The organism is Halobacterium sp. R2-5 (assembly GCF_011734195.1).
Classification (GTDB): Archaea; Halobacteriota; Halobacteria; order Halobacteriales; family Halobacteriaceae; genus Halobacterium.
This window is the reverse complement of sequence record NZ_JAANTH010000001.1, coordinates 1,364,136-1,387,680: the sequence shown is the minus strand read 5'-3', so window position 1 is coordinate 1,387,680 and position 23,545 is coordinate 1,364,136. Positions and strand designations below refer to the sequence as shown.

Sequence of the window (23,545 nt, the reverse complement as noted above, 5' to 3'; positions counted from 1 at the left end):
GTTTTGAGTGTTTCTTTCTTGTTTTGCCAGAATCATTCCGGAGCACTTATGCACGTTCTGGATGTCAATGTGGTCAGGGTTTATAGATATGCAAAAAGAAGCGGACCCAACTTTCTCAATAATCTTGCCAACATTTAACGGCGAACAGTTCATAAAAAGTGCTCTGGACAGTATCGAACAACAAAATTTCAATGACTATGAGCTCATAATTTCCGATGATTATAGTGATGATGCAACTTTAGATATTATTTCACAGCATTCAGTTGAGCCAGATATCCTAATTAGTCAGGACTACAACGTTGGTATCGCACAGAATCTTAATGACGCAGTGGACACTTCAGATGGTAGGTACCTTGCTTTTTTAGATCAAGATGATGAATGGGGGGAGGGAAAACTCCTAGAGCATAAAAGACGCCACGAAAAAGAATGTGCTGATGTGGTCTATTCTGACCTCAAAGGAATTGACTCTTCTGGGAAAAGAATACGTGACATTCCCCTTCCAGATTCTGAACCTTCGGGAGACCAATTGATCCAACAACTTCTTCTCAGCCACAATTTCATAAGGAGCATGACCAATGCAACCGTCAGAAAGTCTTGTTGGGAGCGATTGGGTGGCTTTGATAAGTTGCTTCAATTAGCGGGCGATTATGACTTCTGGCTTCGAGCTGCTGAAATTGCTGAATTCGAACATATTGAGTCTGCCTTAGCAAAAAAGAGGACTCACGACTCCAACTTTTCGTCTAACCATCACTTAGAGTACAATGAAGTGTTGTATATTGCCCAGAAAATGTCAATTTATTATCCTGGAGTAAGTTCGGAATACATAACCCAAGTATGCCGAAGGCAGAATTTCAGACGGGCTTGGGGTCTCTATCAAGAAGAAAAGGAACGCCAAGTGATTGAATATATCTTGAGGACTTTTGGCTATAACACGTCTTTGCCCGATGAGATTGGTTTAAGGCCTCACCTTCTCCTTATCTTAAGTGCCCTAGATATGGTAACGGGGGACTTATCCTTGGGACGAAAGATACTTGCATTACGTGATAACTTTTCTGACTGGTATCGTGGTTGAGTACAAATCCTTAACAGCAAAACAGAATAATACCTAATTATGATTGAAGGCGTCGAAACCCGCGAACTCCAGGTCAACGCTGACGAGCGCGGTCACTTAGTCGAGGTCTTCCGGGAGGACTGGGACCTTTACGAGCCGGAACCGGCCATGTCTTACTACTCAATGACCTACCCAGGCATCGTGCGCGCGTGGCATCGCCATATGGAAGGTCAGATTGACCATTTCGTCTGTCCGAAAGGCCGTATCAAAATCGGAATCTACGACGACCGCGAGGACTCACCGACACAAGGTGAACTAAACACGTTGGTCGTCGGCGAGCATAATCAGGTAGCCGTTCGCATCCCCGGCGATTGCTGGCACGGTTTCAAGGCCATCGGCGACGAGCCAGCATTCCTCCTCAACTTCCCCTCGAAGCTGTATGACTATGATGAGCCCGACGAAGAGCGGATTCCCCACGACTCAGACGAAATACCTTTTGACTGGCACGCGGAACCCCACGAATAGTTCATGAAAGGAGTGCTATTGTCTGGTGGAACTGGGACGCGTCTACGCCCTATCACCCACACGGGACCGAAGCAGCTCGTGCCCGTCGCAAACAAGCCGGTGCTTCAGTACGGTATTGAGGACCTGAAAGAGGCAGGAATTACCGAAATCGCGATTATTCTCGGGAACAAGGGGCGCGACGAAATTCAGGAATATTTGGGTAACGGGTCTCGCTTCGGCGTCGATATCACGTACATCGTCCAAGGTGAACCATTAGGGCTCGCACACGCCGCTGGCTGCGCTCGAGACTTTGTCGGCGATGACGATTTCGTGATGTATTTGGGAGACAATATTCTCAACCAGGGCATCGAGGACCTCGTCGAAAGCTTCCAAGCAGGCGACTACGGCGCCGGTATTGCGCTCCAGCATGTCGAAAATCCGACTCAGTTCGGTATCGCCGACGTTGACGATGGTGGAAACGTCGTCCAACTTATCGAAAAGCCGGATCAGCCACCAACTGACCTCGCGCTCATCGGTGTGTACGTGTTTTCTAACGAAGTTTTCGCTGCTATCGAGGAGTTGGAGCCATCCTGGCGGGGGGAACTCGAAATCACGGATGCCATCCAGTCGCTTCTCGATAGCGGCCATCAAATAGACTCTCACGTCGTTGAAGGGTGGTGGAAAGATACAGGCAAACCAGCGGATATCCTCGATGCCAATCGCCTGGCGCTCGATGAGCGACCTGGGAGCCGCGACGGGGAAATAGAGGACGGCGCAGAAGTGTCGGGCCATATTGACCTAGCGGACGACGCGGTCATCGAGGATGGAGCCGTGGTTCGCGGTCCAATTTCCATCGCTTCAGGATCCACCGTCATGGGAGGAGCCTATGTCGGACCGTACACTTCGATCGGACCAAACACGACCATCAAAAACGTGCATATCGAGAACAGTGTCGTTATTGGCGATTCAGAGGTGACCACGAATGGGAAAATTGTCGACAGTCTCGTAGGACGCGGAGCAACAATCAGCAGCTCGGAGGGGCTTCTCCCTGAGGGACGGCGCCTGACTATCGGTGAGAATTCCAATCTCAAGCTTTAACCATGCGCATTATTACCCTCACCTGTCCGAACTGTGGAACTATCGAGGCAGCGAACGAACTGGAAAAACGCCGCGTAATGAAGTGCCCCGGCCTGAACTGCGAAGAGATTCTCCGGTTTGAGGACCTTTCGGAGGACGAACAAGAGTATTTCTTAGAGCACCGTGAGCAGTACCGGATAGATTAGGGCTGATTACCTGACGCCCGCTTCCAGCGAGGAACGAATCGCTTGGAGATCCTCCGCGAGATCCGGTTGCGGACGACCGAGTCGTGCCTCGACTCGGTCGACATCGAGGCAAGTGTGTGTCGGACGAGAAGCAGAACGGGAGACATCGGCTGTTGTCGACTCCATCAGCAGTGAAGTATCTATATCGAGCTGGTTACAAATTCCCTCGCCGAACTTATAGGGGGTGACGCACTCGCTACATGCGATATGATAGGTTCCAGCGGCATCATCAGAGACGAGTGTGAGAATCGTCTCTGCAGCCTGCCCTGCTCGAGTAGGAGTAATATGTTGATCGACAAATAGCGGGACTTCTTCTCCAGTGCCGAGTCGCGATACAACCCAAGCGGGGAATCCTTCGAGATCGCTGGTATCCTCATGGACGCCGTAGACGAATGAGAGCCGAATGATGAGTGCCGAAGGATGACACTCGAAAACGCGGCGTTCCCCGGTGAGTTTCGTCTGACCGTATGTCTGTATTGGATTCGGAGTGATGTCTTCTCTATACTTCGTCTCGCGCTTGCCGTCGAATACGTAATCGGTTGAGACTTGAACGAATGCGATATTTCGTTCGGCACATATAGCTGCTATATTCCCCGGTGCCTGTCCGTTCACCTTTTCGGCGTGGGTCGGTTTAGATTCGCAGCTATCCACGTCCGTCATTGCGGCACAGTTCACCACGACATCGGGAGCAGATTCGTTCACCAGCTTGCGAAACGTTTCGTGGTGGGTGATATCAAGCCGCCGGTGCGGAGCCATCAGGTCGGGTTTATCTGTGTGATAAGTTCCAAGGACGTCGTGGCCAGCCTGAACGGCTGTCGAAACAATATTGCTCCCGAGGAGGCCGCCTGCACCGGTGACCAGGAGTTGCATACTCAAGGAGTGGGCGACGAAAGGCAATTAACGTGGCCATCCGGATATGTAGATATGCAATTACTCGTTACCGGTGGCGCTGGCTTCATCGGATCGAACTTTGTTCGACTCGTCTTGCGGGAGACCGATCACGAAGTGACGACACTCGACGCGCTCACATATGCGGGCTCGCTCGACAACCTTGAGGGTGTTCTTGACCATCCCCGTCACGAATTCGTTGAGGGGAACATTAGTGACGAGGGGCTCGTTTCCGATCTCGTTGCCGACGCGGATGTGGTCCTGAATTTTGCCGCAGAGTCACACGTTGACCGCTCCATTAATGGTGCAGGTCCGTTTGTCGAGACGAACATTCGCGGGACGCAGGTGCTTCTTGACGCGGTACTGGAAGCCGGTATCGACCGTTTTCTCCAGGTCTCGACCGATGAAGTATACGGTGAGACGGCTGAGGGCGTGTTTGACGAGGGGGACCCGTTGAATCCCCGAAATCCCTACGCTGCGACTAAGGCCAGCGCGGACTTGCTCGCGAAGAGCTACTATACGACGCACGACATTCCAGTCGTTATTACACGTTCCTCTAACAACTACGGACCTCGACAGCACGAGGAGAAGTTAATTCCAAAGTTCACCACTCGCGCTGCCGAAGGGAAGTCGCTCCCGTTGTACGGTGACGGAACGAACGTTCGTGAGTGGATTTACGTCAAGGATAATTGCCGAGCAATTCTGACCGCACTCGAGAAGGGACAGGACGGAGAGGTCTATAATATTGGGAGTGGCAACGAGTTTGAGAATAAGGGAGTTGCTGAGCGTATTATCGAGGAAGTCGCCGCTTCGGAAGACCTTATCGAGTTCGTGGAGGATCGCCCCGGCCACGACCAACGATACGCACTAGATACCGGCAAAATCGAGTCCCTCGGCTGGGAGCCGACCACCTCTTTCGATGAAGGCTTGGAACGGACCATCGAGTACTATCTCAACTAGTTCTAAACCCCCATATCTTCCAGATAAAATATCACGTATCTGGGAGGGGTTATCGTACTCTGTCCATATGAAAAGGCCACGCACATACCATACTACGATAGGAAGGAATTTCTACTGGAAACCCAATCAATAGCGTTCAATATATATGTAACAGATCGAACCTTCACTCGAATTCCTCCCGCAACTCGGCATCCACGTCCCACGTCCCGTCCGAATCCCCGACCAGCAACTCCACGCTCGCCCGCAGCAACGACACCTGCGTGTCGAAAATCGAGTACAGCGCCTGCACTGGTCCGAGCACGTCTTTCTGCCCGAGGTACGCGAACGCCGCAACTGCAGCGGGCAACACCAGCCCACCCACACCGAACACCGACACCGCCCCAACAGTCCCGACGACGAGCGTCGCGGCCAGCAGCCACGGCGAGACGATCATGAACCACCAGTTGAACGGGAGCACGACCTTGCCGTAGTTCCCGTACTTCCCCAGCGCGTCCCGGTGCTGAACCAACAGCCGAATCAGCCCCATTCCTCGCCGATCTTTCTGCTTGCGGCGCTTCACGAAGTCCGAGAAGCTGGCTTCCATGTACTGCACGGTGGGGTCGAAGATTACGCGGCCGCCCTGCCGCCGAATCTTCAACGCCAGCTCCGTATCATCGGCCAGCGAGTTCGGGTCGATCGGCAACAGCGCGTCGTTCTCGAACGCGGAGAACGGCCCGTGGAAGATGAGCGTCGAGTCGAGGTGCGACTCCAACTGCTGGATGTGCGACTGCACGCCGCGATACCCGGACTCAACTTCGCTGCCACCCAAGACTTCTACGTTTCGTCCGGTCACTGCAGCAACGTCGTCGTCTGCGAGGTTCGCGGCGGCCTCACGGAGGACGTCCGGCGGGAGCTTCGAGTCGCAGTCGGTCTTCACGACCATCTCGTTGGACGCCGCCTCGTAGGCGTCGTTGAGCGCGGGCGCGAGCCCGCGGCGCTCGTCCTCCTCCAGCAACACCAGCTCAGGAGCGTCCAAGTCCCCGAAGTAGTCGCGGATGATCTCTCGCGTGTCGTCCGTCGAGGAGTCGACGACCACTAGCTCCACTTTCTCCATCGGGTAGTCGAGTTCGAGGACGTCGTCGAGTTTCGTCTCGACGATCTTCTCCTCGTTGTACGTCGGGAGCACGATGCTGACCGATGGCTCCCAGTCCTGCTTGTCTGCCGGCGACCCCGACGGCCGAATCCACGCGTAGAGCGCGAGATAGCCGACGTAGGGCGCGGCCGTCACCGCGAGGAGCGCGAGCGCGGCCGCCGCAAGCACGTTCATACTGCGGCGTTGCACGCGTCGTGGTATAACCCCTCCGGCAATCCGCGAAAGGAATACGTTTTTGCGCCCCGGCCGTCCACCCAAATCTAATGACCGACTACGAGGACGTGTGCGCGCTCGTGCCGACGCGCAACGAGGCCGCCACGATCGCGGACGTGATAGACGGCCTCTACGACGTCGGCATCGGCCACGTACTCGTCGTCGACGGCCACTCCGAGGACGACACCGCAGACATCGCCGAAGACCACGACGCGGAAGTCATCGAACAGTCCGGCACCGGAAAGGGTCAAGCGGTCCGCCAGGGCGTCGAGCACATCGACCACGAGTACGTTCTCCTGCTCGACGGCGACGCCACGAATCCACCCGAACAGGCCCCCCGCCTCCTCGACCCGCTCGTCTCCGGAAACGCCGAGCACGTCGTGGGCGACCGAACGGCGGACATGCAGCCGGGCGCGATGACGAAGCTCAATCAGGTGGGGAACCGCCTCATCAACGCGGCGTTCCACCGCATCCACGGCGAGGACTACGGCGACATCCTCTCCGGGTACCGCGCGTTCACCCGAGACTCCTTCGAGAAGATGTTCCTCTCGGCGGAGGGGTTCGGCATCGAGACCGAAATGGCCGTGGAGTGTGCGCGCCACAACATTCCCGTCGCGGTCGTCCCTACCACGTACCGCGCGCGACCGGAGGGCTCGGAGACGAACCTCCACCCGATTTCGGACGGCGGGCGCATCATCCTCACGCTGTACAGCCTCGCGAAGACGTCGAACCCGATGTTCTACTTCGGCAGCGTCGGCGCCGTCTCCGGGATTTCGGGCGCCGTACTCGCGGCGTACGTCGGCTACGACTGGTTTGCGAAGGGAATCTCCCACGAGGCATTGACGATGGTCGCGGGCGTCCTCGTCCTGCTGGGCGTCCAGCTGGCGATGTTCGGCGTGCTCTCGGACCTCGTGGTCACCCTCCACCGCGAGCAGCGCCGCCGCATCGACCAGCTCGACGACGACTAGTTCAGAACATCGACCGCACGGCGTCCAGCCACGCTTTCGGCGCGCGCCGGCGTGCGCCGTCGAGCGCGTCCCGGAGCGCGTCGGTCGCCTCGTACATCACGCCGTCGCCGTGACCGACGAGGATACGCTCGGGGCGGAACTGTTCGAGCGCCTGCGGCGGCTTCACGCGCAGCATCGGGTGAACGCCGATGCGCTCGTCGTCGACGGTGAAGTAGTCCGCGGTGCCGAGCACGTCACCGAGGACGAGCGTCTCGCCGTCGTAGAGCGCGGCTTCGTCCCAGCCCGGCAGGTCGAGGACGCGCACGACTTCGAAGTCCGTGCCGGGGAGCTCGTCGGTCACCGGGAGCGTGCGCGCGTCGATGCCGGGGTCGACGAACGACGGCACGTGAATCGGGACGTCGTGGCGCTCTGCAACCGCGGCGGCGGCCCGCGCGTGGCGGTCCATCAGCACGACGACGCCCTGGACGTCTCCGAACTCCTCGAACAGGTCGTCGACGCCGTCGGCGTCCACGGGGTCGACGATCCAGACATCGTCGTCTCCCGTGCGGATGGCGTGGCTCGCGCGCTGCATCTTCTCGTCGGGGTGGGCGATCCAGCCGACGCCGTCGTCGAACCTGTCTATCTCTCGGTAGTCGGCGGCGCGGCCGGTGACTTTCATCGGCATACGACCACCTACGGCGACCAGCACCAAAAACGGGGTAGGCCTTTGCACGTGGCCGGCGAACGACGCGGTATGCTCTCCGCGCTGGACTCGCTCGCGCTGGAAGTCCGCTCTCTCGACCGCGCGGCGGCGTTCTACGAGCAGTATCTCGGCTTGGATGGTAAACGCCGCGACCACGAGGCGGTCTACGAGGTCGGCGACACGACACTCGTGTTCCGCGAGCCGTCGACAGTCCCGCGGGGCGGCGTCCACGTCCACTACGCGTTCTCGACGACACTCGACGAGTACGACGCGTGGCGGGACCGCCTCGGCGATAACTTCGACCTCGTGGAGTTCGACTTCGGGAGCGCGCAGTCGATCTACTTCGACGACCCGGACGGCCACTGCGTGGAAATCGGCACCGGCGGTCCGGACGGCGACGGCGCGCTCACGGGCGTCTTCGAGGTCGTCCTCGAAGTCGAAGACCTGGAGCGAGCGGAGGCGTTCTACCGCGACCTCGGGTTCGCGGTGACGGACCGCGGCGGCGACCGCGAGCGCGTCCGCCTCGGCGGCCCCGTCGACCTCGAACTCTGGGAGCCACAGCTCGGCATCGCGGACGCCCGCGGCGCCGTCCACGCAGACCTCACGCTCGCCGCGCAATCGCCAGCAGCAGCAGCGGACGCGGTCGCCGACCGCGCGTGTCGCGTCTCGGACATCGACGGCGGCGTACGCGTCCGCGACCCCGACGGCCACTACCTGACGTTCACCGAGCCGTGACGCCGGGAATCCGGGAGTCGGTGGTTTGTAGGCGGTCCGCTTCGAGGGGACGACTATGAATAATCCGGTAGTCTTCGGCGGCGCCGCTGGCGCCCTGCTGGTGCTGGTCGCACTGGTGCTGTGGCGGCGACGATCCTCGGAGAAGGCGGCGTCGAAGCGCGCGCACGACGAGGCCCAGCAGCGGGACGCGCCCGTGGATATGGGCGAGACCTACGAGTTCGGCGTCACGGAGTTCACCGAACACCACTCCGGCGAGCGCGTCGCGGTCGGGAAAGTCGAGGGGTTCGTGCTGTTCACGGAGGACGTCCCGGAGAGCGTCTCGAAGGGCGACGTCGTCCGCGCGACCGTCACCTCGTTCAACCGGAACGGGACGTCCGCGGACGCCATCTACGAGGGACGGGCGTGAACTCCGAGTAATCACCGCCCTCGACGCGGCGTTCGACGCGATGCAGACGCTCGTCGTCGTCGACGGGCGGCGCGCCATCGACCGCCGCGACGGCATCGTCTACGAAGGACTGACCTGGTAGCCGCGCTGTACGCTGTTCTATTCCATTCTCGCTGTCCTACAGCCGGTCGGCGTCCACGCCGGTGCCGGGCGGCGCGACGACGAGAAACTCCCGGAAGTGCATGAGCGTGCCGCCGGCGTCCTTGACGTCGCCGGCGAACCCGGCGGCGAGTTCGTTCAGGTCGCCCTCGACGGCGAGCAGGAGGACGTTCCCGGCGTCGACTTCCGCGAGCCACTCGTCGTCGGGCGTGGTGCCGTCGAGGACGCCGAGGACGACGTCGCCCTCGAAGGATTCGGGGACGTCGATTTCCTCCTCGGCGTTCCGCAGGTCGAGATTGAACCCGTCAGACATACTCGGAGCGTGGGAGTCACGGGGCAAAAACCTTCCCGCCCGTGGGTTTAAGCCGGCGGCGGCCGTCGCTTCGAGTATGCCGGAAGTCCAACTCAGCGAGGAGACCGTCGAGCGGCTGGATGCGCTCCGGACGGACGACGAGTCCTACGACGAGCTCGTCGAGGAGCTCCTCAACATCTACGAGGCCGAGGAGCTCACGCTGTTCCACTCCGGGGACGGCTAGTCGCCGACCGCCGCGCGCCGCACCTCGTCCCACTTCCCCTCGGACTCGAGGTGGTCCTGGAGCGCTTCCGCGTACTCCTCGGCGAGCTGCACGGACTCCTGTTCGAGCTCTTCGTTGCCGTCGTCTTCGCTGCCGAGGCCGAGCGCGTCCTTGATACCGCCGACGACGCCCCCGCCGCTGTTCTCGCTCGGCTGCCGGCCGCCGCCGAGCGCGGGCTGGCTGCCGGCGTTCTCCATCTCCGGGAGGACGTGCTCTAGTTTCGACGTGTTCGCGACGATGCGAGCCGCCTCGGGGTCGTCGGCGTCCTCGATTTCGAGGTCGACCGCAGTCATCACGAGCCCCCACTGGGAGTTCGACAGCGACGACCCGCGAACCCGCTCGGAGAACTCGTGGTCGACAGTCATGCGCGCGCCGACCACCATGTCCTGCCAGTCGTTGGCCATGCTGGCGGCTACGCAGTCGGCGTGCTTGTATGCTACGACGAAAGAAACGTGGACAGTCGCGGTGTCGTCCGCGCGGTCGCGCCGCTTAGAAGGCGCCGGTCTCGCCCGTGATCTCGGCGTGGAGGCCCTCGCGGAGCGCGCTGTGGACGTGGCAGATGTCCTCTGCGCGCTCGATGACGGCGTCGAGCTCGTCGTCGTCGAGGTCCGCCTCGACGAGGATGTGGAAGCGAATCGCTTCGAGGTCGTCCTCGTCGTCGATGTCGCCCTCGACGTCGATGTCGATTCGGCCGAGGTCGTCGAAGCCCTCCTTCTGGCCGCCGACGCGGAACGCCGGGATGAAGCAGGACGCGTAGTCCGCGAGCAGCGTCGCGTTCGGGTTCGGGCCCTCCTCGTCGGTGGCGTCGATGGTCAGTTCGAAGTCGCCGACGCGCGACCGCGTGACGTAGCCTTCCTCGGACGTACTGGTAACTTCGATAGTCATTGCGTTCCGATACGTCGCTCGCCCGCGCCGTAAGCGTTGTTCTTTCAGCAGGGCTCACGGGGGCCGTCGAGCGCGCACGGCACGCCTCGCGGATGGCCGGAAACTGGCCGTTCCGCGATGTCGTCAGTAGCCCTCGGAGATGTCGAACGTCTCGTCGCCGTCGATGACGTAGGGCTCGGCCTGGCTGCCGGTGGCTTCGACCTCGCGGACGAAGTCGTCGGTGTCGATCTCGATGGGCGGGAACGTGTCGTAGTGCATCGGGAACGCGACGTCGGCGTCGAGCCAGTCGACGGCGACGGCGGCCTGCCACGGCCCCATCGTGAAGTGGTCGCCAGCGGGGACGGCGACGGCGTCGGGTTCGAGGTACGTCGCGATGACGTCCCGCATCTCCGTGTGGAGGCTGGTGTCGCCGGCGTGGTAGAACGTCTCCGACTCCTCGTCGGCGACCTGCGTCGGCTTCGTGTCCGAAATCACGTACCCGGCGGGCGTGCCGGCGGAGTACTCGTAGTCGGTCTCGAGGCCGTTCGTGTGGTCGGCGCGCACCATCGAGACGTACGCGTCGCCGAGCTCGACGGTGCCGCCGAGGTTCATCCCCGTGGTGTGCTCGACGCCGTACTCGTCGGCGACGTAGCCCGCGAGTTCGGGCGTCGCGACCGTGTGCGTGTCCAGGAATTCGCCGACGTGGCCGATGTGGTCGGCGTGCCCGTGCGTGAGCAGCACGTGGTCGGGGTCGAGCTCGTTCGGGTCGGTGTCGGTCTTCGGGTTGTCGAAGAACGGGTCGATGAGCAGCGTCGTCTCGCCGACGTCGACGCGCCACGTGGAGTGGCCGTGCCAGGTGAGTTCCATAGCGAGTGGAACTACTCGCGAATTACACATAAAAGCTACCGGCCCAGAGAATACTTCCGAGAGCGCTACGCGGGAGCCAGCATGGACGGCGCCGCTCACGAACCTTCCCCCGAGTCCTCCGTAGCGAGCAACCGCGACGGCCTGCTCGCACTCGTACTCGCCCAGCTGACACTGCTGACGCTCGTCGTCGCGGCCAGTTTCGACACGCCCGGCGTCTTCGTCCAGCTGGCGTACGCGTCCGCGTTGCTGGTGGGCCTCCCGGCGTTCGTCGCGGGAGTGGCGCTGCTCGCGCCGAATCTCGACTAACCGGCCGGCCTCGCGGCCTTCCCACACCGTTAGGTGCGTCCGGGTTCGACTCCCGGTATGAAGCAGCGACGACTCGGCTCGACCGGCTTCGACGTCAGCGAAGTGAGCCTCGGCACGTGGGAGATCGGCGGCGAGTGGGGCGACGTCGGCGAGGAGGAGGGCAAGGACGCCGTGCGCGCCGCGCTGGACGCGGGCGTGAACTTCCTGGACACCGCGGACGTCTACGGCGACGGCCGCAGCGAGCGCCTCATCCGCGAAGTACTGGAAGACCGAGAGGAGGACCCCGTCGTCGCGACGAAGGCGGGCCGCCGCCTCAACCCCCACGAGGCCGACCGCTACACCCGCGAGAACCTCGAACGGTTCGTCGACCGCTCCCGGGAGAACCTCGGCGTCGACTCCCTGGACCTCCTCCAGCTGCACTGCCCGCCGACGGAGACGTACTACCAGCCGGAGACGTTCGACGCGCTCGCGGACCTGCGGAGCGCCGGCAAAATCGACCACTACGGCGTCAGCGTCGAGAAGGTCGAGGAGGGGATGAAGGCCATCGAGTACCCGGGCGTCGAGACCGTCCAGCTCATCTTCAACCCGCTCCGCCAGCGGCCCGCCGAGCGCTTCCTCGACGCGGCCGCCCGCGAGAACGTCGGCGTCATCGTGCGCGTACCGCTGGCCTCCGGCCTGCTCACCGGCGCCATCGACGAGGACACCGAGTTCCCGGAGAACGACCACCGGAACTTCAACCGCGACGGCGAGGCCTTCGACGTCGGCGAGACGTTCGCGGGCGTTCCGCTCGAACCCGGCGTCGCGGCCGTCGACGAGCTCCGCGAGTACGTCCCCGAGCCGCTCTCGCTGCCGCAGTTCGCGCTCCGCTGGATCCTCGACTTCGACGCCGTCTCCACCGTCATTCCCGGGTCGACGACGCCCGAGCACATCCGGAGCAACGTCGCCGCGTCGAACGCCCGCCCGCTCGAACACAAGGCCCACGGCGCCGCCCGCGACGTCTACGAGAAGTACGTCGAGGAGCACGTCCACCACCGCTGGTAGGCGCCGGGCGGGAGAACCGCAGCCAGTCCGCAGCAGAATTGCTGGACGTGTGGTTCGGCACCGAATCGCTGGGCGTTCGAGCATTCGACGCGACGCTGGGGATGGAACTGCGGGGACGTACAGAACGAGCGGGCGGAGAGTCAGGTTCTTACGGGTCGACCATGTAAGACCGGCCATGGACGACGGGGAACAGCTGGGTGAAACCGAATCCGGGCAGGCCCGGTTCGGCGCCCTCGACCGGCTCTCTAAGCGCGAGATTCGAGCGCTCGCCGACCCGCAGGCGCGCGTGGCGCTCCGATATCTCGCCGACCACTCGCCGACGACGCTGTCGGACCTCGGCGACGTAGTGACCGGCTCGGAGGCCGCCGCGACGGGCTCGATCGCCGGCCCGAGCCGGCACCGGGCGAACGTGGTCGCGCTCCACCACGAGACGCTCCCGGCGCTCGACGCCTGCGGGTTCGTCGAGTACGACTCCACCGACCACACCGTCAGAGAGGCGGACGTCCCGGACGCGGTGTGGGCGCTTCTGGAGCGCGCGGACTGAGCCGCCGATGCAGTCGCTCGGCGACCTCCTCGACGGGGTCGAGGCCCAGCGGAAGACCCTCGAAGTGCACAGCGACGACGACGCGGTCGTCGCGGACCTCCGCGAGCAGTTCTCGACGCGGCACGTCGACGTCACGCGGCGGGACAGCCCCACCCGCGACTCCGAGGGGTTCGTCGTGGTCCGCGGCCCCCGCGGCGAGTTCCTCGGCGCACTCGGCGTCGGCCGCCTGGCGGAACTCGCCTCGCCGGAAATCCACCCGCCGTGGGAGCTCGCCCAGTCAGAGGTCAACCTCGCCGAGCTGCTGGACTTCTTCGACAAGACGCTGTTCACCGCTTTCGAGCGCCGCCAGCTGCTCGCCGTCACCCGGGAGTTCGAGGAGCGCGCGTGGCGGGTCGGTACCGGCGGGCTGTACGCCGGCTTCCAGCGGCCGGCCGCGCTCGCCGCGCAGACGTCGGTCTACAACCGCCTCGCCGACGAATCCAGTCTCGACGTCAGGGTGTTCCTCCGAGGGCGGGACTCGCCCGCGCTGGACGACGCGGTCTCGGTCGTCCGCTCCGAGGAGCCCGAAATCGGCCGGTACTGGTTCGTCGCCTTCGACGGCGGCCAGGGCGGGGACATGTACAAGTGCGCGCTGGTCGCCGAGGAGCGCGCGGGCGGCTACTTCGGCTTCTGGACTGACGACCCCGAGCGCGTCGACGAGCTCTGTTCGTACCTGCGCGAGGAGTACGACGCGTAGGGCGGCGGGGGTTTGCCGCACCCGGAACGCTTAGGCGGCCACCGCGGGAAGCCGCGAGCATGCACTGGATGCGTTTCCGCGACCCGGCAGGGGCAGTACGACGCGGCGAGTACGAGGACGGCACCGTCTCGTTCGGCGGACGGACCTACGACGTCGACGACGTCGAGGTGCTGCCGCCGGCGGAGCCGTCGAAGATCGTCTGCGTCGGCCGGAACTACGCCGCGCACGCAGAGGAGCGCAACTCAGAGATCCCGGACCGTCCGCTGCTGTTCCTGAAGCCGCCGAACGCCGTCGCCGGCGACGGCGACACCGTGACGCTGCCGGGCGACAACTACATCGAGCACGAGGCGGAGGTCGCGGTGGTCATCGGCGAGCAGTGTCGGAACGTCGACGAGGAAGAGGCCTTCGACGTGGTCGCGGGCTACACGGCCGCCGACGACGTCTCGAACCGCACCGACCAGTCCGAGGAGCAGAACTGGGTGCGCGGGAAGGCCTTCGACGGCGCGTGCCCGCTCGGCCCGGTGCTCGCGACGCCCGACGAGGTGCCCGAGGACGCGAGCGTCGAACTGCGCGTGAACGGCGAGACGCGGCAGTCCTCGTCCATCGAGCACTTCATCTTCTCCGTCCCCGAGCTGATCGCCGAGATTACGGAGTACATGACCCTCGAACCGGGCGACGTCATCATCACGGGCACGCCGGAGGGCGTGAACGAGCTGGAGGACGGCGACAGCGTCGAGGTCGAGGTCGAGGGCGTCGGCACGCTCTCCCACGACGTCGAGCGCGAGTGACGAAGGACAACGCTGAAGATTAGGCCGGCCTAAGACGCGGCCGGATGGAACTCACGCGACGCGACACGCTCGCCGCGCTCGCCGCCGCGGGCGCGGCCGGTGCTGCCGGCGCGGGCGCGCTCGCGCTCTCCGAGAACGAGAACGACGACGGACCCGTCGGCGACCACGAGGTAGCGACGCTGGTCGCCGTCGCGGGCGTCGTCTACCCGAGCGAGGTCGAGGGCGTCGACTCGTTCGTCCGCGAGTACAGCGCCGGACGCTTCGCGGACCGTCCCGAGTACGCGGCGGGCGTCGCGGACGCCGTCGACGCGCTCGACGAGTACACCCGCCACTGGCACGACGCCGACTTCGCCGCCCTGGATGAAGCGACCCGCGAGGAGACGCTCTCCGGGATGGAAGCCGACATCTCCGACCCCGTCCCGGACGGCGACGAAGCCGAGCGCGTCCGGTACTACCTCGTGAACGAACTGCTGTACGCGCTGTTCTCCACGCCGACCGGCGGCGAGCTCGCGGGCATCGAGAACCCGCAGGGCCACCCCGGCGGGACAGCGAGCTACCAGCGGGGGCCACGGTGATGGGAGCGAACCGCCGGCCCGCAGAGCGCGCGGACGTCTGCGTCGTGGGCGCCGGCCCCGCGGGCGGCCTCGTCGCTGATAGGTTGGCCGCCGAGGGCTACGAGGTGGTCGTCCTCGAAGCCGGCCCGCGCTTCGAGGACGACGAGCGCGAGCAGCGCATGGAGCGCTCGATTCGGCCCGCGCACGGCCCGAACTCCGTCTGGGAGATGGGCGGTGAGCGTGACGCGTACGCGTCGACGGGCGACCGCCACTACCCGCTGAACGCGGCGCGCGTGAAGGGCGTCGGGGGGTCGACGCTCCACTGGCAGGGGATGGTGATGCGCCTCCACGAGCAGGACTTCCGGCTGGAGTCCGAGACGGGCGTGGGCGCCGACTGGCCGATTAGCTACGACGACCTGCGGCCGTACTACGCCGACGCCGAGCAGGAGCTGGGCGTCGCTGGCGCGAGCGACAACCCGTTCGCGCCGCCGCGCGAGCAGCCCCACCCGCTGCCCGCCTTCCCGCCGAGCTACTCGGACTCGCTGTTCGCGGCGGCCTGCGAGGATGTCGGCGTGACGACTCACTCCGTGCCGAACGCGCGACTCTCGGAGGCCCGGAACGACCGGAGCGCCTGCGTCGGCTACGGCACCTGCCAGCCGGTGTGTCCGTCGGGCGCGAAGTACGACGCGACGGTTCACGTCGCGCGCGCCGAGGAGCGGGGCGCCCGCGTTATCGACCGCGCGCCCGTCCAGCGCCTCGAACACGACGACGCGGGCGAGCGCGTGACGGCGGCCGTCTACGCCACGCCGGACGGCAGCGAGCACCGTCAGGAGGCCCGCGAGTTCGTGCTCGCGGCGGGCGGCATCGAGAATCCGCGCTTGCTCTTGCTCTCCGAGTCCGAGCAGTACCCCGACGGCCTCGCGAACTCCTCGGGGCTCGTCGGCCGGTACTTCATGGACCACCTGTTCGCGGGCGCCGGCGGCACGCTCGACGAGCCCACGCGCCAGAACCACGTCGGGTTCAACACCACCGAGAGCCACCAGTTCTACGACCGCGAGGACGACGAGCGGGGCGCCATCAAGCTAGAGTTCCTCAACTACGCCGGGCCGTCACCGGTGGAGATGGCGCTCACGGGCGACGACTGGGGGGACGCGATGCTCGACCGCATCCGCGACGGCTACGGCACGCACGTCGCGGTCGGCGCGCTCGTCGAGCAGCGCCCGCGAGAGGAGAACCAGATCCGCCTCCACCCCGAACGCACCGACGACCACGGCAACCCCGTGCCGGACGTCGTGTGGTCGCTGGACGGCTACACGCGCCGCGCTATCGAACGAGCGAACGAGATTCAGCACGAAATCCTGAACGAACTCGGCGCGGACGTTCAGTGGACGGTCGGCCCGGGCGCGACGGGGCCGGCGTTCCACCACATGGGCACGACGCGGATGGGCGACGACCCCGAGACGAGCGTCGTGAACCCCCAACTGCGGACGCACGACCTCGCGAATCTCACGATCCCGTCGTCGAGCGTCTTCCCGACGGGCGGCGCGATGAACCCCACACTCACGATCGCCGCGCTCGCGCTGAAGGCCGCCGACCACGTCGCCGAGCGCCTGTAGTCCGGGGTCGTACAGAAGCGAATTTCAGCAAACTCGCTTACAGAAATGTAGTTCAGATTACCCTTATAGTGGGCGGGGCCCACCGTCTATCTGTGATGAGACCAGGTATCTCACACGCCCCGGCCGCCTCGCACAGCATCCGAACGACTGTCGCGGCCGCGGCGCTGGTCGTCGCCGTCACGCTCGCCGCGGTCGCCGCGGCGTCCGCCCCCCGCACCGCGGCCACCGTCGCCGCGACCACGGTCGCCGTCCTCGGCGTCCAGCGCGGCGTCGCCGCCTACCGCGGCGTCCGCTGGGACTCCCTGGCGCTCCAGCCGGCCGAGACGGCCGGCTAGACCTCCAGCAGTCGCTGCCGCGGTGGAACAAACGCTCGGCGTCAACGCCCTCTCGGTAGCCGGAAAACCGGTCGGACGACCCCGAGCGGGAGTTCCGATTCGTGAGCCGAACCGTGGTGCGGGAATCAGGCCGACTGTTCTTCGAAGTCCTCTAACAGGACAGCGTAGCCGCCATCGCCGAGGTCACGCACCGTGTACGTCGTCGGGTAGTGCCCGTCCTTGGGGTAGACGTCGGGCTGGGCGATGTCCTGTTTCTCGACGCCGTCGAGGTGGTTCCGGAAGTAGTCCAGCGTGATCATCGGCTCGACGTAGTTGTTCTCGTACTCGCCGTCTCCGTCCGCGTCGGCAACACCCCAGATCAGCGTCTCCTCCCACTCGCTCGCGTCGTCTCGGTCGTCGAATTCGGGGGCGTCTTCGGGGGCGAGGTGTGCGCCCATCGCGGGAATGACTGCCCCGCCTTCGATGAGCCGATAGCCGTCCGGCGTCTTCTCGTCGGGCAGATCTTCGATGACGCCCGGCCCGATCTGACGGACGACGTCCGGTTCGTAGAAGTGGTAGTGGACGTCGAAGTGCGGCTTGTCGTAGACGCCAATCGGCGTGTGGCCGCCCGGGTTCCACCCGCAACCGGCGTAGCTAATCGGGTCGGGCGTGTTCGCCGGGAAGTCGAGGTTGAACGGCTTCGACCAGACACCGTGAATCTGCCGGCCTTCGACGTCCCCGCTCTCGAAGTCCTCGGCGTACGGGAGGTCGTCGAGCGTGCCGTCGGCGAAGTGAATGCCGACGTACTTCGGCTTCCCCGATGGCGTGACCGTGGAGAACGTCGAGATATCGCCGTTGCCTAGCTCGATGGAATCCCCCCACTCGGTGATTCCCTTCGGCGGGAAGCCGCTGCCACGGCCGTTTCCACGCCCGGTTCCCTTCCCCGGGGTTGCACTGGTGGCTCCGGTGAGTGCGATACTCCCGATTGTGGCTGCGCCAACGCTCTTCAGGAAGGTGCGACGATTTTCGTCGTGCATCCACCCGGACGAATAGAGTTGGAAGTATTGAAAGTAACTAATTCTTACATAAATTCGCGGGGCCGTAATGATATCTCCCGGCTTAGAGGTCGCGAGACAGATCGGCGAATACATTTCGCCACTGTAATAATGTAATATTCGGGTAGCTCGTCGTCCCGTCTCTCGATTTGATAGAAAACATTTTTGGATACCTACTAGTGGATTGATTGATACATGTCGGCGGAAAAGCATCCGCTGGGAACAGTTGCAGAGCTCGCCGAGCAGGACGTCGAGGAGTTCGCCGCGACGCTCGACGGTAACCTCGTCCTCCCCGACGACGACGACACATACACGGACGCACGAAACGTCTGGAACGGCCTCGTCAACAAATACCCCGCCGTCATCTCCCGCGTCCGAAACGCCACCGACGTCGCTACTGCTATCCAGTTCGCTCGCCGTAACGACCTCGAGCTAGCTATCCGAGGCGGCGCACACCACCAGACCGGCAGCGCCCTCGTCAACCAGGGCCTCGTCGTCGACCTCTCGGACATGGACCGGGTCGACGTCGACCCGGACCAGCAGGTCGCGACCGTCGAACCCGGCACCCGCGCCGAAGACGTCCTCGCCGAAACACAGGAGTACGGCCTCGCACCGCCCACCGGCAGTGCCGGTGACGTCGGCATCCCGGGTTCGACGCTCAGTGGTGGCATCGGCTGGATGCGCCGCAAGAACGGCCTCGGCATCGACGCGCTCCGCAGCGTCGAGATCGTGACGCCCGACGGCGAAGTCCGGACCGCTTCCCCGGACCAGCACGAAGACCTGTTCTGGGCTGTCCGTGGCGGCGGCGGCAACTTCGGTGTCGTCACCAACTTCGAATTCGACCTCTACGAGGTCGGGCCCGTGGTGCAGGCGCTCGGCGTCTACTACCCCGCCGACGCCACCGAAGACGCACTCCAGACGCACCGCGAGGTGGTCGAAGACGCGCCAGCGGAATTCACGTCGATTCTCATCCGTGGCGAGGTGCCGAACCTGCCGCCGATCCCCGACGACATCGCCGGCACGCCCGCCGTCGGCATCCTCGGCGCGTATCTCGGCGACCACGACGACGGCGAGGACGTGATCGCGCCGCTCCGTGATGTTGCCGACCCGCTCATCGACATGAGCGACAAGATGCCCTACGAGATGCTGCACGACCTCGGCAAACAGCTGTACCCGTGGGGCCGGAAGTACACCCACCGGTCGGTCCTCTTCGACGAGCTGACCGACGACGTCCACGACGTCATCACCGAGCAGATGGAGGCCGCACCAACGACGATGGACGCGATTGGTGTCTGGCCGCTCGGCGGGAACATCGGCCACGGGGCGGGTGCAGCGTACCCGTGGGACGACAAGCGGTACATGGTGACGATAGAGGGGAACTGGGAGGAGCTGGCAACCGCGCCGAATCTCGAGTGGGCGCGTGAAACCGAGCGGAGATTACGCAGCCTGGGCGGTGAGGGCGCCTACGCCGGGTTCACTGGCGTCGAAGAGCAGGACTGGGAAGACTGGTCGGAACAGGTCTACGGACCCAGCTACGACCGGCTCGCGGCGGTCAAGAACCGGTACGACCCGGAGAACGTATTCCAGCAGAACGTGAACGTCGACCCGAACGACGCCTGACCCCTCTTTTTCTCACTGGTCGAGAGGACACAGCCCAAATACCCCGAACAATCGTCGAGTGGGCCGGTGTGCGGTTCTGCGAACGCGTGGACACTACCCGTGTCAGATGCTGACTCTCCCCTTCCTCGTGAGTTCGAATCGCTGCTGACTGACCCCGCTGTTCCAGTTTCAGACTGATTCTGCACGAAGAAGCCGCGCTCGCAGCACCTGCTACTCGTCGCTGAGCCGGCCCGGATTCCACGCGGCGTCGAAGTCCTCGTGGCTGAACGGTGCGGCGTCCTCGCCGCTGTACGTCGCGACGAGCTGGCCGTCGCCCTCCAGGTAGTACTTGTACGTCGTCAGGCCCGCGAGCCCGACCGGGCCGCGGGCGTGAATCTTCCCCGTCGAGATGCCGACCTCGGCGCCGAGCCCGTAGCGGTAGCCGTCCGCGAACCGCGTCGACGCGTTGTGGAAGACGCTCGCGGCGTCGATACCCTGCATGAACACCGCGGCCGTGTCGTCGTCCTCGGTGACGATGGACTCGGTGTGCTTCGAGCCGTGCGCGTTGACGTGGTCGACGGCGTCGTAGACGTCCTCGACGACCTTGATGGAGAGTTCGAGGTCGCCGTACTCCGTCTCCCAGTCCTCCTCCGTGGCGGGGTCGACGTCGACGATGTCGCGGGTGGCGTCGTCGCCGCGCAGTTCGACGCCCGCGTCCTCGTAGCGCTCGACCATCCCCGGGAGGAAGTCATCGGCGACGACTTCGCTGACGAGCAGCGTCTCCACGGCGTTACACACGGCGGGGTACTGGACTTTCGCGTCGAACGCGACGTCCTCGGCCATGTCGAGGTCCGCGTCCTCGTCGACGTAGACGTGGCAGACGCCCTCCGTGTGCCCGAGCACGGGAATCTGGGTGTTGTCCTGGACGTAGCTCACGAACGCCGAGGAGCCACGCGGCATCACGAGGTCGACGGCGTCGTCCATCTCCAGCACGCGGTCGACGTCCTCGCGGGCTTCGATGAGCTGCGACCACCCGTCGGGTACGGCCACGTCCGCGGTCGCCTCCCGGATGATGTCGTGGAGCACGCGGTTGGACTCGCTGGCCTCGCTGCCGCCCTTCAGCAGGACGGCGTTCCCCGACTTCAGCGCGAGCGCGGAGATCTGGACGAGCGCGTCCGGCCGCGACTCGAACACCGTCGCGACCACGCCGATGGGCACCGCGACCTTGTACAGTTCGAGGTCGTCGTCGAGTTCGCGGGCTTCCAGGGTCTCCCCGAGCGGGTCGTCCTGACCCGCGACGGACTCGACCATCTCCGCGATGCTCTCCAGTTTCGCCTCGTCGAGTTTGAGGCGGTCGACGAGCGCCTGGGTGTACTCGCCCTCCGCGAGCATCTCCTCGGCGGCCTCCACGTCCTCGTCGTTGGCCGCGAGGATCTCGTCGCTGCGCGCGCGAATCGCGTCCGCAATCGCGTGCAGCGCGTCGTTGCGCGTCGCCTCGTCGACGTTCGCCAGGTCGAGGGCGGCGCGCTGCGCCTGCGCGACCTGCGTCTCGGTGTCGTCACTCATCGCTGTCACCGTTCACGGGAACGAATAACGTCCCGACGGGCTTGGCCGTGGCGATCTTCTCGAGGACCGACGGCTCCGTCGACCGCGCGATGATGGCGGGGATGTCGTGCTCGGCGGCCGCCCGCGCGCGCTCGACCTTCGTGCGGATGCCGCCGAACTTCGCCTCCGCGGTGTCGGTGATGAGCTGCTGGACCTCGTCGTAGTTCTGTGCGACCGCCTCGATGCGCTCGGCGTCGTCGTCGTGTTTCGGGTTCCCCGTGTAGACGCCGCCGACGTCCGTCAGCGTCACCAGCAGGTCCGCGTCCACGCCGATTGCGACCGACGACGACAGCATGTCGTTGTCGCCGATGCGGACCTCCTCGGTGGCGACCGCGTCGTTCTCGTTGATGACCGGGACGATGCCCCAGTCGAGCAGCGTCCGCACCGTGTTCTGGAGGTTCGTGAACCGCTCGGGGTTGTCGAGGTCGTGCTCGGTCAGCAGCAGTTGGGCGATCTTCTGGTCGTAGCGCTCGAAGCTCTCGGTGTACTGTGCCATCAAGAGGCTCTGCCCGACCGTCGACAGCGCCTGCGTCTCCTCGATGGTGTCGCCGTCCTTCCCGATTCGACCGGACCCGGCGCCGATGGACCCCGAGGACACCAGCAGGACGTCCTTGCCGCGCTCGCGGAGGTCCATGATGTCGTCGACGAGCTTGTCGAGCTTCTCGCGGTCGAGCCGCGAGTCGTCGTCGGTCAGCGAGTTCGTCCCCGCCTTCACGACGACGAGGTCGGCGTCCGCGGCGCGCCGGCGGGCCGCCTCGACGGCGTCCTCGTCGGCCGCCCGCGCCTGCACTTGCTCACTCATCCTCGAACTCCTCGGCGAGCTCTCGGGAGCGCCGCTCGGCCGCACCGACGGCCCCCTGAACGGCCTCGTCGGCGTCGCTGTCCCACAGCACCTCCATCCCCTCGATGGTCGTGCCGTTCGGCGAGCAGACCGCGTCGACGAGCTCCTCGACGCTGCGCTCGTCCCGCAGCACCGTCTCCGCGGCGCCCTTGAACGTCTGCGCGGCGAGCCGCTCGGCCTGGTCGTGTTCGAGGCCGCCCTCGACGCCGGCCTCCGCCATCGCGCCGATGAGGTAGAACGCGAACGCCGGGCCGCTGCCGTTGACCGCCGTCGCGATGTCCATCAGCGACTCGTCGATGACGACGTACTCGCCGAGGTCGTCGAGAATCCCGCCGACCTCGTCCGTGAACCCCTCGCTGGTCGCCGCCGCGGCCATGTTGTTGGTCTCCGCGGCGACGTTCGGCATCACGCGCACGACGCTCGCGTCCGTCCGGTCCGCGACGTACTGCCGGGGGACGCCCGCCGCGAGCGTGATCAGGGTCTGCTCGGGGCGCAGATCCACGTCGTCGAGGACGAGGTCGACGATGTCCGGCTTCACCGCGAGCACGACGACGTCCGCGTCCCGCGCCGCCGCGCTGTCCTCGCTGGTCTCGTCGGCGGCGTCCGCCACTCGTTCGAGCGCGTCGGGGTCGAGGTCGATTGCCGTCACGCTGTAGCCGCCGGCCTTCGCGAGTCCCTTCACGAAGGCGCCACCCATGTTGCCGCAGCCGATGACGCTGACGTGTTTCATCTTACCCCCACTGAAGGGATTGGGGGACATACCAACTGCGCTTCCGACACGAATAGCCAACCGTTCCCAGCCCCACCCACGTACGTTTTTGTGACGGCGAGTCGAACTGTCGCACATGGCAGACGAGACAGCAGACGACCGTTCGCTCTCCACGCTCGGTCGCGTCGCGCTCGGCCTCGGGCTGGCGCTGCAGGCCTCCGAGGACTTCCGAGACGTGGAGGACAGCGTCGAGTACGCCGAGTCAGCGGGCGTGCCGATGCCCGATATCATGGCGCCGCTCGCCTCGGGGACGATGGTGTTCGCGGGGCTCGGCATCGCGCTCTGGCGGGTCCCTCGCGTCGCAACCGGCGCGGCCGCGACGTTCCTGACGGTCGTCACCGCGACGATGCACGACTTCTGGAACGCCGACGAGGACGACAAGAGCGGCGAACGCCTCGCGTTCTTCGGGAATCTCGCGATGCTCGGCGGCGTACTCGTCTTCCTGCGGGAAGCGTATCGGTCCGGCGACTGA

30 protein-coding genes are annotated in these 23,545 nt (G+C 64.6%); 19 read left to right on the top strand and 11 right to left on the bottom strand.

Annotated features, from left to right (window positions below; all coding sequences use genetic code 11):
• Positions 1-61 precede the first annotated feature (61 nt).
• The 4 genes from G9C83_RS07495 to G9C83_RS07480 are packed head-to-tail and all read left to right on the top strand — an operon-like array spanning position 62 to position 2,838.
• Positions 62-1,072 (top strand): glycosyltransferase, encoded by a 1,011-nt coding sequence (locus G9C83_RS07495; protein WP_167245468.1) that lies wholly within the window; start codon positions 62-64, stop codon positions 1,070-1,072.
• Positions 1,073-1,111: 39 nt separating this feature from the next.
• On the top strand, positions 1,112-1,576 hold the full coding sequence (locus G9C83_RS07490) for a dTDP-4-dehydrorhamnose 3,5-epimerase family protein (RefSeq protein WP_167245467.1): 465 nt from the start codon (positions 1,112-1,114) through the stop codon (positions 1,574-1,576).
• A gap of 3 nt (positions 1,577-1,579) precedes the next feature.
• A complete protein-coding gene (locus G9C83_RS07485) occupies positions 1,580-2,653 on the top strand; it encodes a glucose-1-phosphate thymidylyltransferase (RefSeq protein WP_167245466.1) in 1,074 nt (357 codons plus the stop codon).
• Positions 2,654-2,655: 2 nt separating this feature from the next.
• Entirely contained in the window at positions 2,656-2,838 is a 183-nt protein-coding gene (locus tag G9C83_RS07480; protein ID WP_167245465.1) for a hypothetical protein, read from the top strand.
• Positions 2,839-2,844: 6 nt separating this feature from the next.
• On the opposite strand, the gene rfbD is transcribed toward G9C83_RS07480, so the two are convergent.
• Complete coding sequence (gene rfbD / locus G9C83_RS07475) at positions 2,845-3,747, bottom strand: dTDP-4-dehydrorhamnose reductase (protein WP_167245464.1); 903 nt, start codon at positions 3,745-3,747, stop codon at positions 2,845-2,847.
• Positions 3,748-3,801: 54 nt separating this feature from the next.
• Between rfbD and rfbB the strand changes: the two genes are divergently transcribed.
• Positions 3,802-4,725 (top strand): dTDP-glucose 4,6-dehydratase, encoded by a 924-nt coding sequence (rfbB, locus tag G9C83_RS07470; protein ID WP_167245463.1) that lies wholly within the window; start codon positions 3,802-3,804, stop codon positions 4,723-4,725.
• A 163-nt stretch (positions 4,726-4,888) separates the two neighbouring features.
• On the opposite strand, the gene G9C83_RS07465 is transcribed toward rfbB, so the two are convergent.
• Positions 4,889-6,031, bottom strand: a complete 1,143-nt coding sequence (locus tag G9C83_RS07465) for a glycosyltransferase (RefSeq protein ID WP_167245462.1) — start codon at positions 6,029-6,031, stop codon at positions 4,889-4,891.
• A gap of 89 nt (positions 6,032-6,120) precedes the next feature.
• Here G9C83_RS07465 and aglJ point away from each other — a divergent pair, with 89 nt between their 5' ends.
• Entirely contained in the window at positions 6,121-7,038 is a 918-nt protein-coding gene (aglJ, locus tag G9C83_RS07460; protein WP_167245461.1) for an S-layer glycoprotein N-glycosyltransferase AglJ, read from the top strand.
• Position 7,039: 1 nt separating this feature from the next.
• Here aglJ and G9C83_RS07455 read toward each other — a convergent pair whose 3' ends face one another.
• Entirely contained in the window at positions 7,040-7,702 is a 663-nt protein-coding gene (locus G9C83_RS07455) for a hypothetical protein (protein ID WP_167245460.1), read from the bottom strand.
• 69 nt (positions 7,703-7,771) lie between these two features.
• Here G9C83_RS07455 and G9C83_RS07450 point away from each other — a divergent pair, with 69 nt between their 5' ends.
• Positions 7,772-8,455, top strand: coding sequence for a VOC family protein (locus G9C83_RS07450; protein ID WP_167245459.1), 684 nt, complete (start codon positions 7,772-7,774; stop codon positions 8,453-8,455).
• Between the two features lie 55 nt (positions 8,456-8,510).
• Positions 8,511-8,861 (top strand): hypothetical protein, encoded by a 351-nt coding sequence (locus G9C83_RS07445; RefSeq protein WP_167245458.1) that lies wholly within the window; start codon positions 8,511-8,513, stop codon positions 8,859-8,861.
• 157 nt (positions 8,862-9,018) lie between these two features.
• Here G9C83_RS07445 and G9C83_RS07440 read toward each other — a convergent pair whose 3' ends face one another.
• Positions 9,019-9,312: a DUF5779 family protein gene (locus tag G9C83_RS07440; protein ID WP_167245457.1), complete on the bottom strand. Its 294-nt coding sequence runs from the start codon at positions 9,310-9,312 to the stop codon at positions 9,019-9,021.
• A gap of 76 nt (positions 9,313-9,388) precedes the next feature.
• Here G9C83_RS07440 and G9C83_RS07435 point away from each other — a divergent pair, with 76 nt between their 5' ends.
• Positions 9,389-9,535 (top strand): hypothetical protein, encoded by a 147-nt coding sequence (locus G9C83_RS07435; protein ID WP_167245456.1) that lies wholly within the window; start codon positions 9,389-9,391, stop codon positions 9,533-9,535.
• On the opposite strand, the gene G9C83_RS07430 is transcribed toward G9C83_RS07435, so the two are convergent.
• The 3 genes from G9C83_RS07430 to G9C83_RS07420 all read right to left on the bottom strand — a co-directional run bounded on the left by G9C83_RS07430 (position 9,532) and on the right by G9C83_RS07420 (position 11,305).
• Positions 9,532-9,978 carry a DUF5799 family protein gene (locus tag G9C83_RS07430; RefSeq protein WP_167245455.1) on the bottom strand — a complete coding sequence of 149 codons (447 nt, stop codon included), beginning with the start codon at positions 9,976-9,978 and terminating at the stop codon, positions 9,532-9,534. The two genes, G9C83_RS07435 and G9C83_RS07430, sit on opposite strands and share 4 nt — an antisense overlap.
• Positions 9,979-10,063: 85 nt before the next feature.
• A complete protein-coding gene (locus G9C83_RS07425; RefSeq protein ID WP_167245454.1) occupies positions 10,064-10,459 on the bottom strand; it encodes an OsmC family protein in 396 nt (131 codons plus the stop codon).
• A gap of 123 nt (positions 10,460-10,582) precedes the next feature.
• On the bottom strand, positions 10,583-11,305 hold the full coding sequence (locus G9C83_RS07420) for a metal-dependent hydrolase (protein WP_167245453.1): 723 nt from the start codon (positions 11,303-11,305) through the stop codon (positions 10,583-10,585).
• An 81-nt stretch (positions 11,306-11,386) separates the two neighbouring features.
• On the opposite strand from G9C83_RS07420, the gene G9C83_RS07415 reads away from it, so the two are divergent.
• From G9C83_RS07415 to G9C83_RS07380, 8 genes are all read left to right on the top strand, one after another.
• Entirely contained in the window at positions 11,387-11,611 is a 225-nt protein-coding gene (locus G9C83_RS07415) for a hypothetical protein (protein WP_167245452.1), read from the top strand.
• Positions 11,612-11,668: 57 nt separating this feature from the next.
• Positions 11,669-12,652 (top strand): aldo/keto reductase, encoded by a 984-nt coding sequence (locus G9C83_RS07410; RefSeq protein WP_167245451.1) that lies wholly within the window; start codon positions 11,669-11,671, stop codon positions 12,650-12,652.
• A gap of 175 nt (positions 12,653-12,827) precedes the next feature.
• Positions 12,828-13,196 (top strand): hypothetical protein, encoded by a 369-nt coding sequence (locus G9C83_RS07405; protein WP_167245450.1) that lies wholly within the window; start codon positions 12,828-12,830, stop codon positions 13,194-13,196.
• 7 nt (positions 13,197-13,203) lie between these two features.
• A complete protein-coding gene (locus G9C83_RS07400; protein WP_167245449.1) occupies positions 13,204-13,932 on the top strand; it encodes a DICT sensory domain-containing protein in 729 nt (242 codons plus the stop codon).
• A 59-nt stretch (positions 13,933-13,991) separates the two neighbouring features.
• Positions 13,992-14,720 carry a fumarylacetoacetate hydrolase family protein gene (locus G9C83_RS07395; protein WP_167245448.1) on the top strand — a complete coding sequence of 243 codons (729 nt, stop codon included), beginning with the start codon at positions 13,992-13,994 and terminating at the stop codon, positions 14,718-14,720.
• A 44-nt stretch (positions 14,721-14,764) separates the two neighbouring features.
• Positions 14,765-15,295, top strand: coding sequence for a gluconate 2-dehydrogenase subunit 3 family protein (locus tag G9C83_RS07390; RefSeq protein WP_167245447.1), 531 nt, complete (start codon positions 14,765-14,767; stop codon positions 15,293-15,295).
• Entirely contained in the window at positions 15,295-16,890 is a 1,596-nt protein-coding gene (locus G9C83_RS07385) for a GMC family oxidoreductase (RefSeq protein WP_167245446.1), read from the top strand. The genes G9C83_RS07390 and G9C83_RS07385 overlap by 1 nt, the downstream gene beginning before the upstream one ends.
• Positions 16,891-16,985: 95 nt before the next feature.
• Positions 16,986-17,225 carry a hypothetical protein gene (locus G9C83_RS07380; protein ID WP_167245445.1) on the top strand — a complete coding sequence of 80 codons (240 nt, stop codon included), beginning with the start codon at positions 16,986-16,988 and terminating at the stop codon, positions 17,223-17,225.
• A gap of 125 nt (positions 17,226-17,350) precedes the next feature.
• On the opposite strand, the gene G9C83_RS07375 is transcribed toward G9C83_RS07380, so the two are convergent.
• Positions 17,351-18,241: a hypothetical protein gene (locus G9C83_RS07375; RefSeq protein WP_167245444.1), complete on the bottom strand. Its 891-nt coding sequence runs from the start codon at positions 18,239-18,241 to the stop codon at positions 17,351-17,353.
• A gap of 213 nt (positions 18,242-18,454) precedes the next feature.
• On the opposite strand from G9C83_RS07375, the gene G9C83_RS07370 reads away from it, so the two are divergent.
• Positions 18,455-19,879 (top strand): FAD-binding oxidoreductase, encoded by a 1,425-nt coding sequence (locus tag G9C83_RS07370; protein WP_167245443.1) that lies wholly within the window; start codon positions 18,455-18,457, stop codon positions 19,877-19,879.
• Positions 19,880-20,089: 210 nt separating this feature from the next.
• Here G9C83_RS07370 and G9C83_RS07365 read toward each other — a convergent pair whose 3' ends face one another.
• The 3 genes from G9C83_RS07365 to proC are packed head-to-tail and all read right to left on the bottom strand — an operon-like array spanning position 20,090 to position 23,034.
• Entirely contained in the window at positions 20,090-21,424 is a 1,335-nt protein-coding gene (locus G9C83_RS07365; protein WP_167245442.1) for a glutamate-5-semialdehyde dehydrogenase, read from the bottom strand.
• Positions 21,417-22,265, bottom strand: coding sequence for a glutamate 5-kinase (proB, locus tag G9C83_RS07360; RefSeq protein ID WP_167245441.1), 849 nt, complete (start codon positions 22,263-22,265; stop codon positions 21,417-21,419). The genes G9C83_RS07365 and proB overlap by 8 nt, the downstream gene beginning before the upstream one ends.
• Entirely contained in the window at positions 22,258-23,034 is a 777-nt protein-coding gene (gene proC, locus G9C83_RS07355; protein WP_167245440.1) for a pyrroline-5-carboxylate reductase, read from the bottom strand. The genes proB and proC overlap by 8 nt, the downstream gene beginning before the upstream one ends.
• A 115-nt stretch (positions 23,035-23,149) precedes the next feature.
• Here proC and G9C83_RS07350 point away from each other — a divergent pair, with 115 nt between their 5' ends.
• Complete coding sequence (locus tag G9C83_RS07350; protein WP_167245439.1) at positions 23,150-23,545, top strand: DoxX family protein; 396 nt, start codon at positions 23,150-23,152, stop codon at positions 23,543-23,545.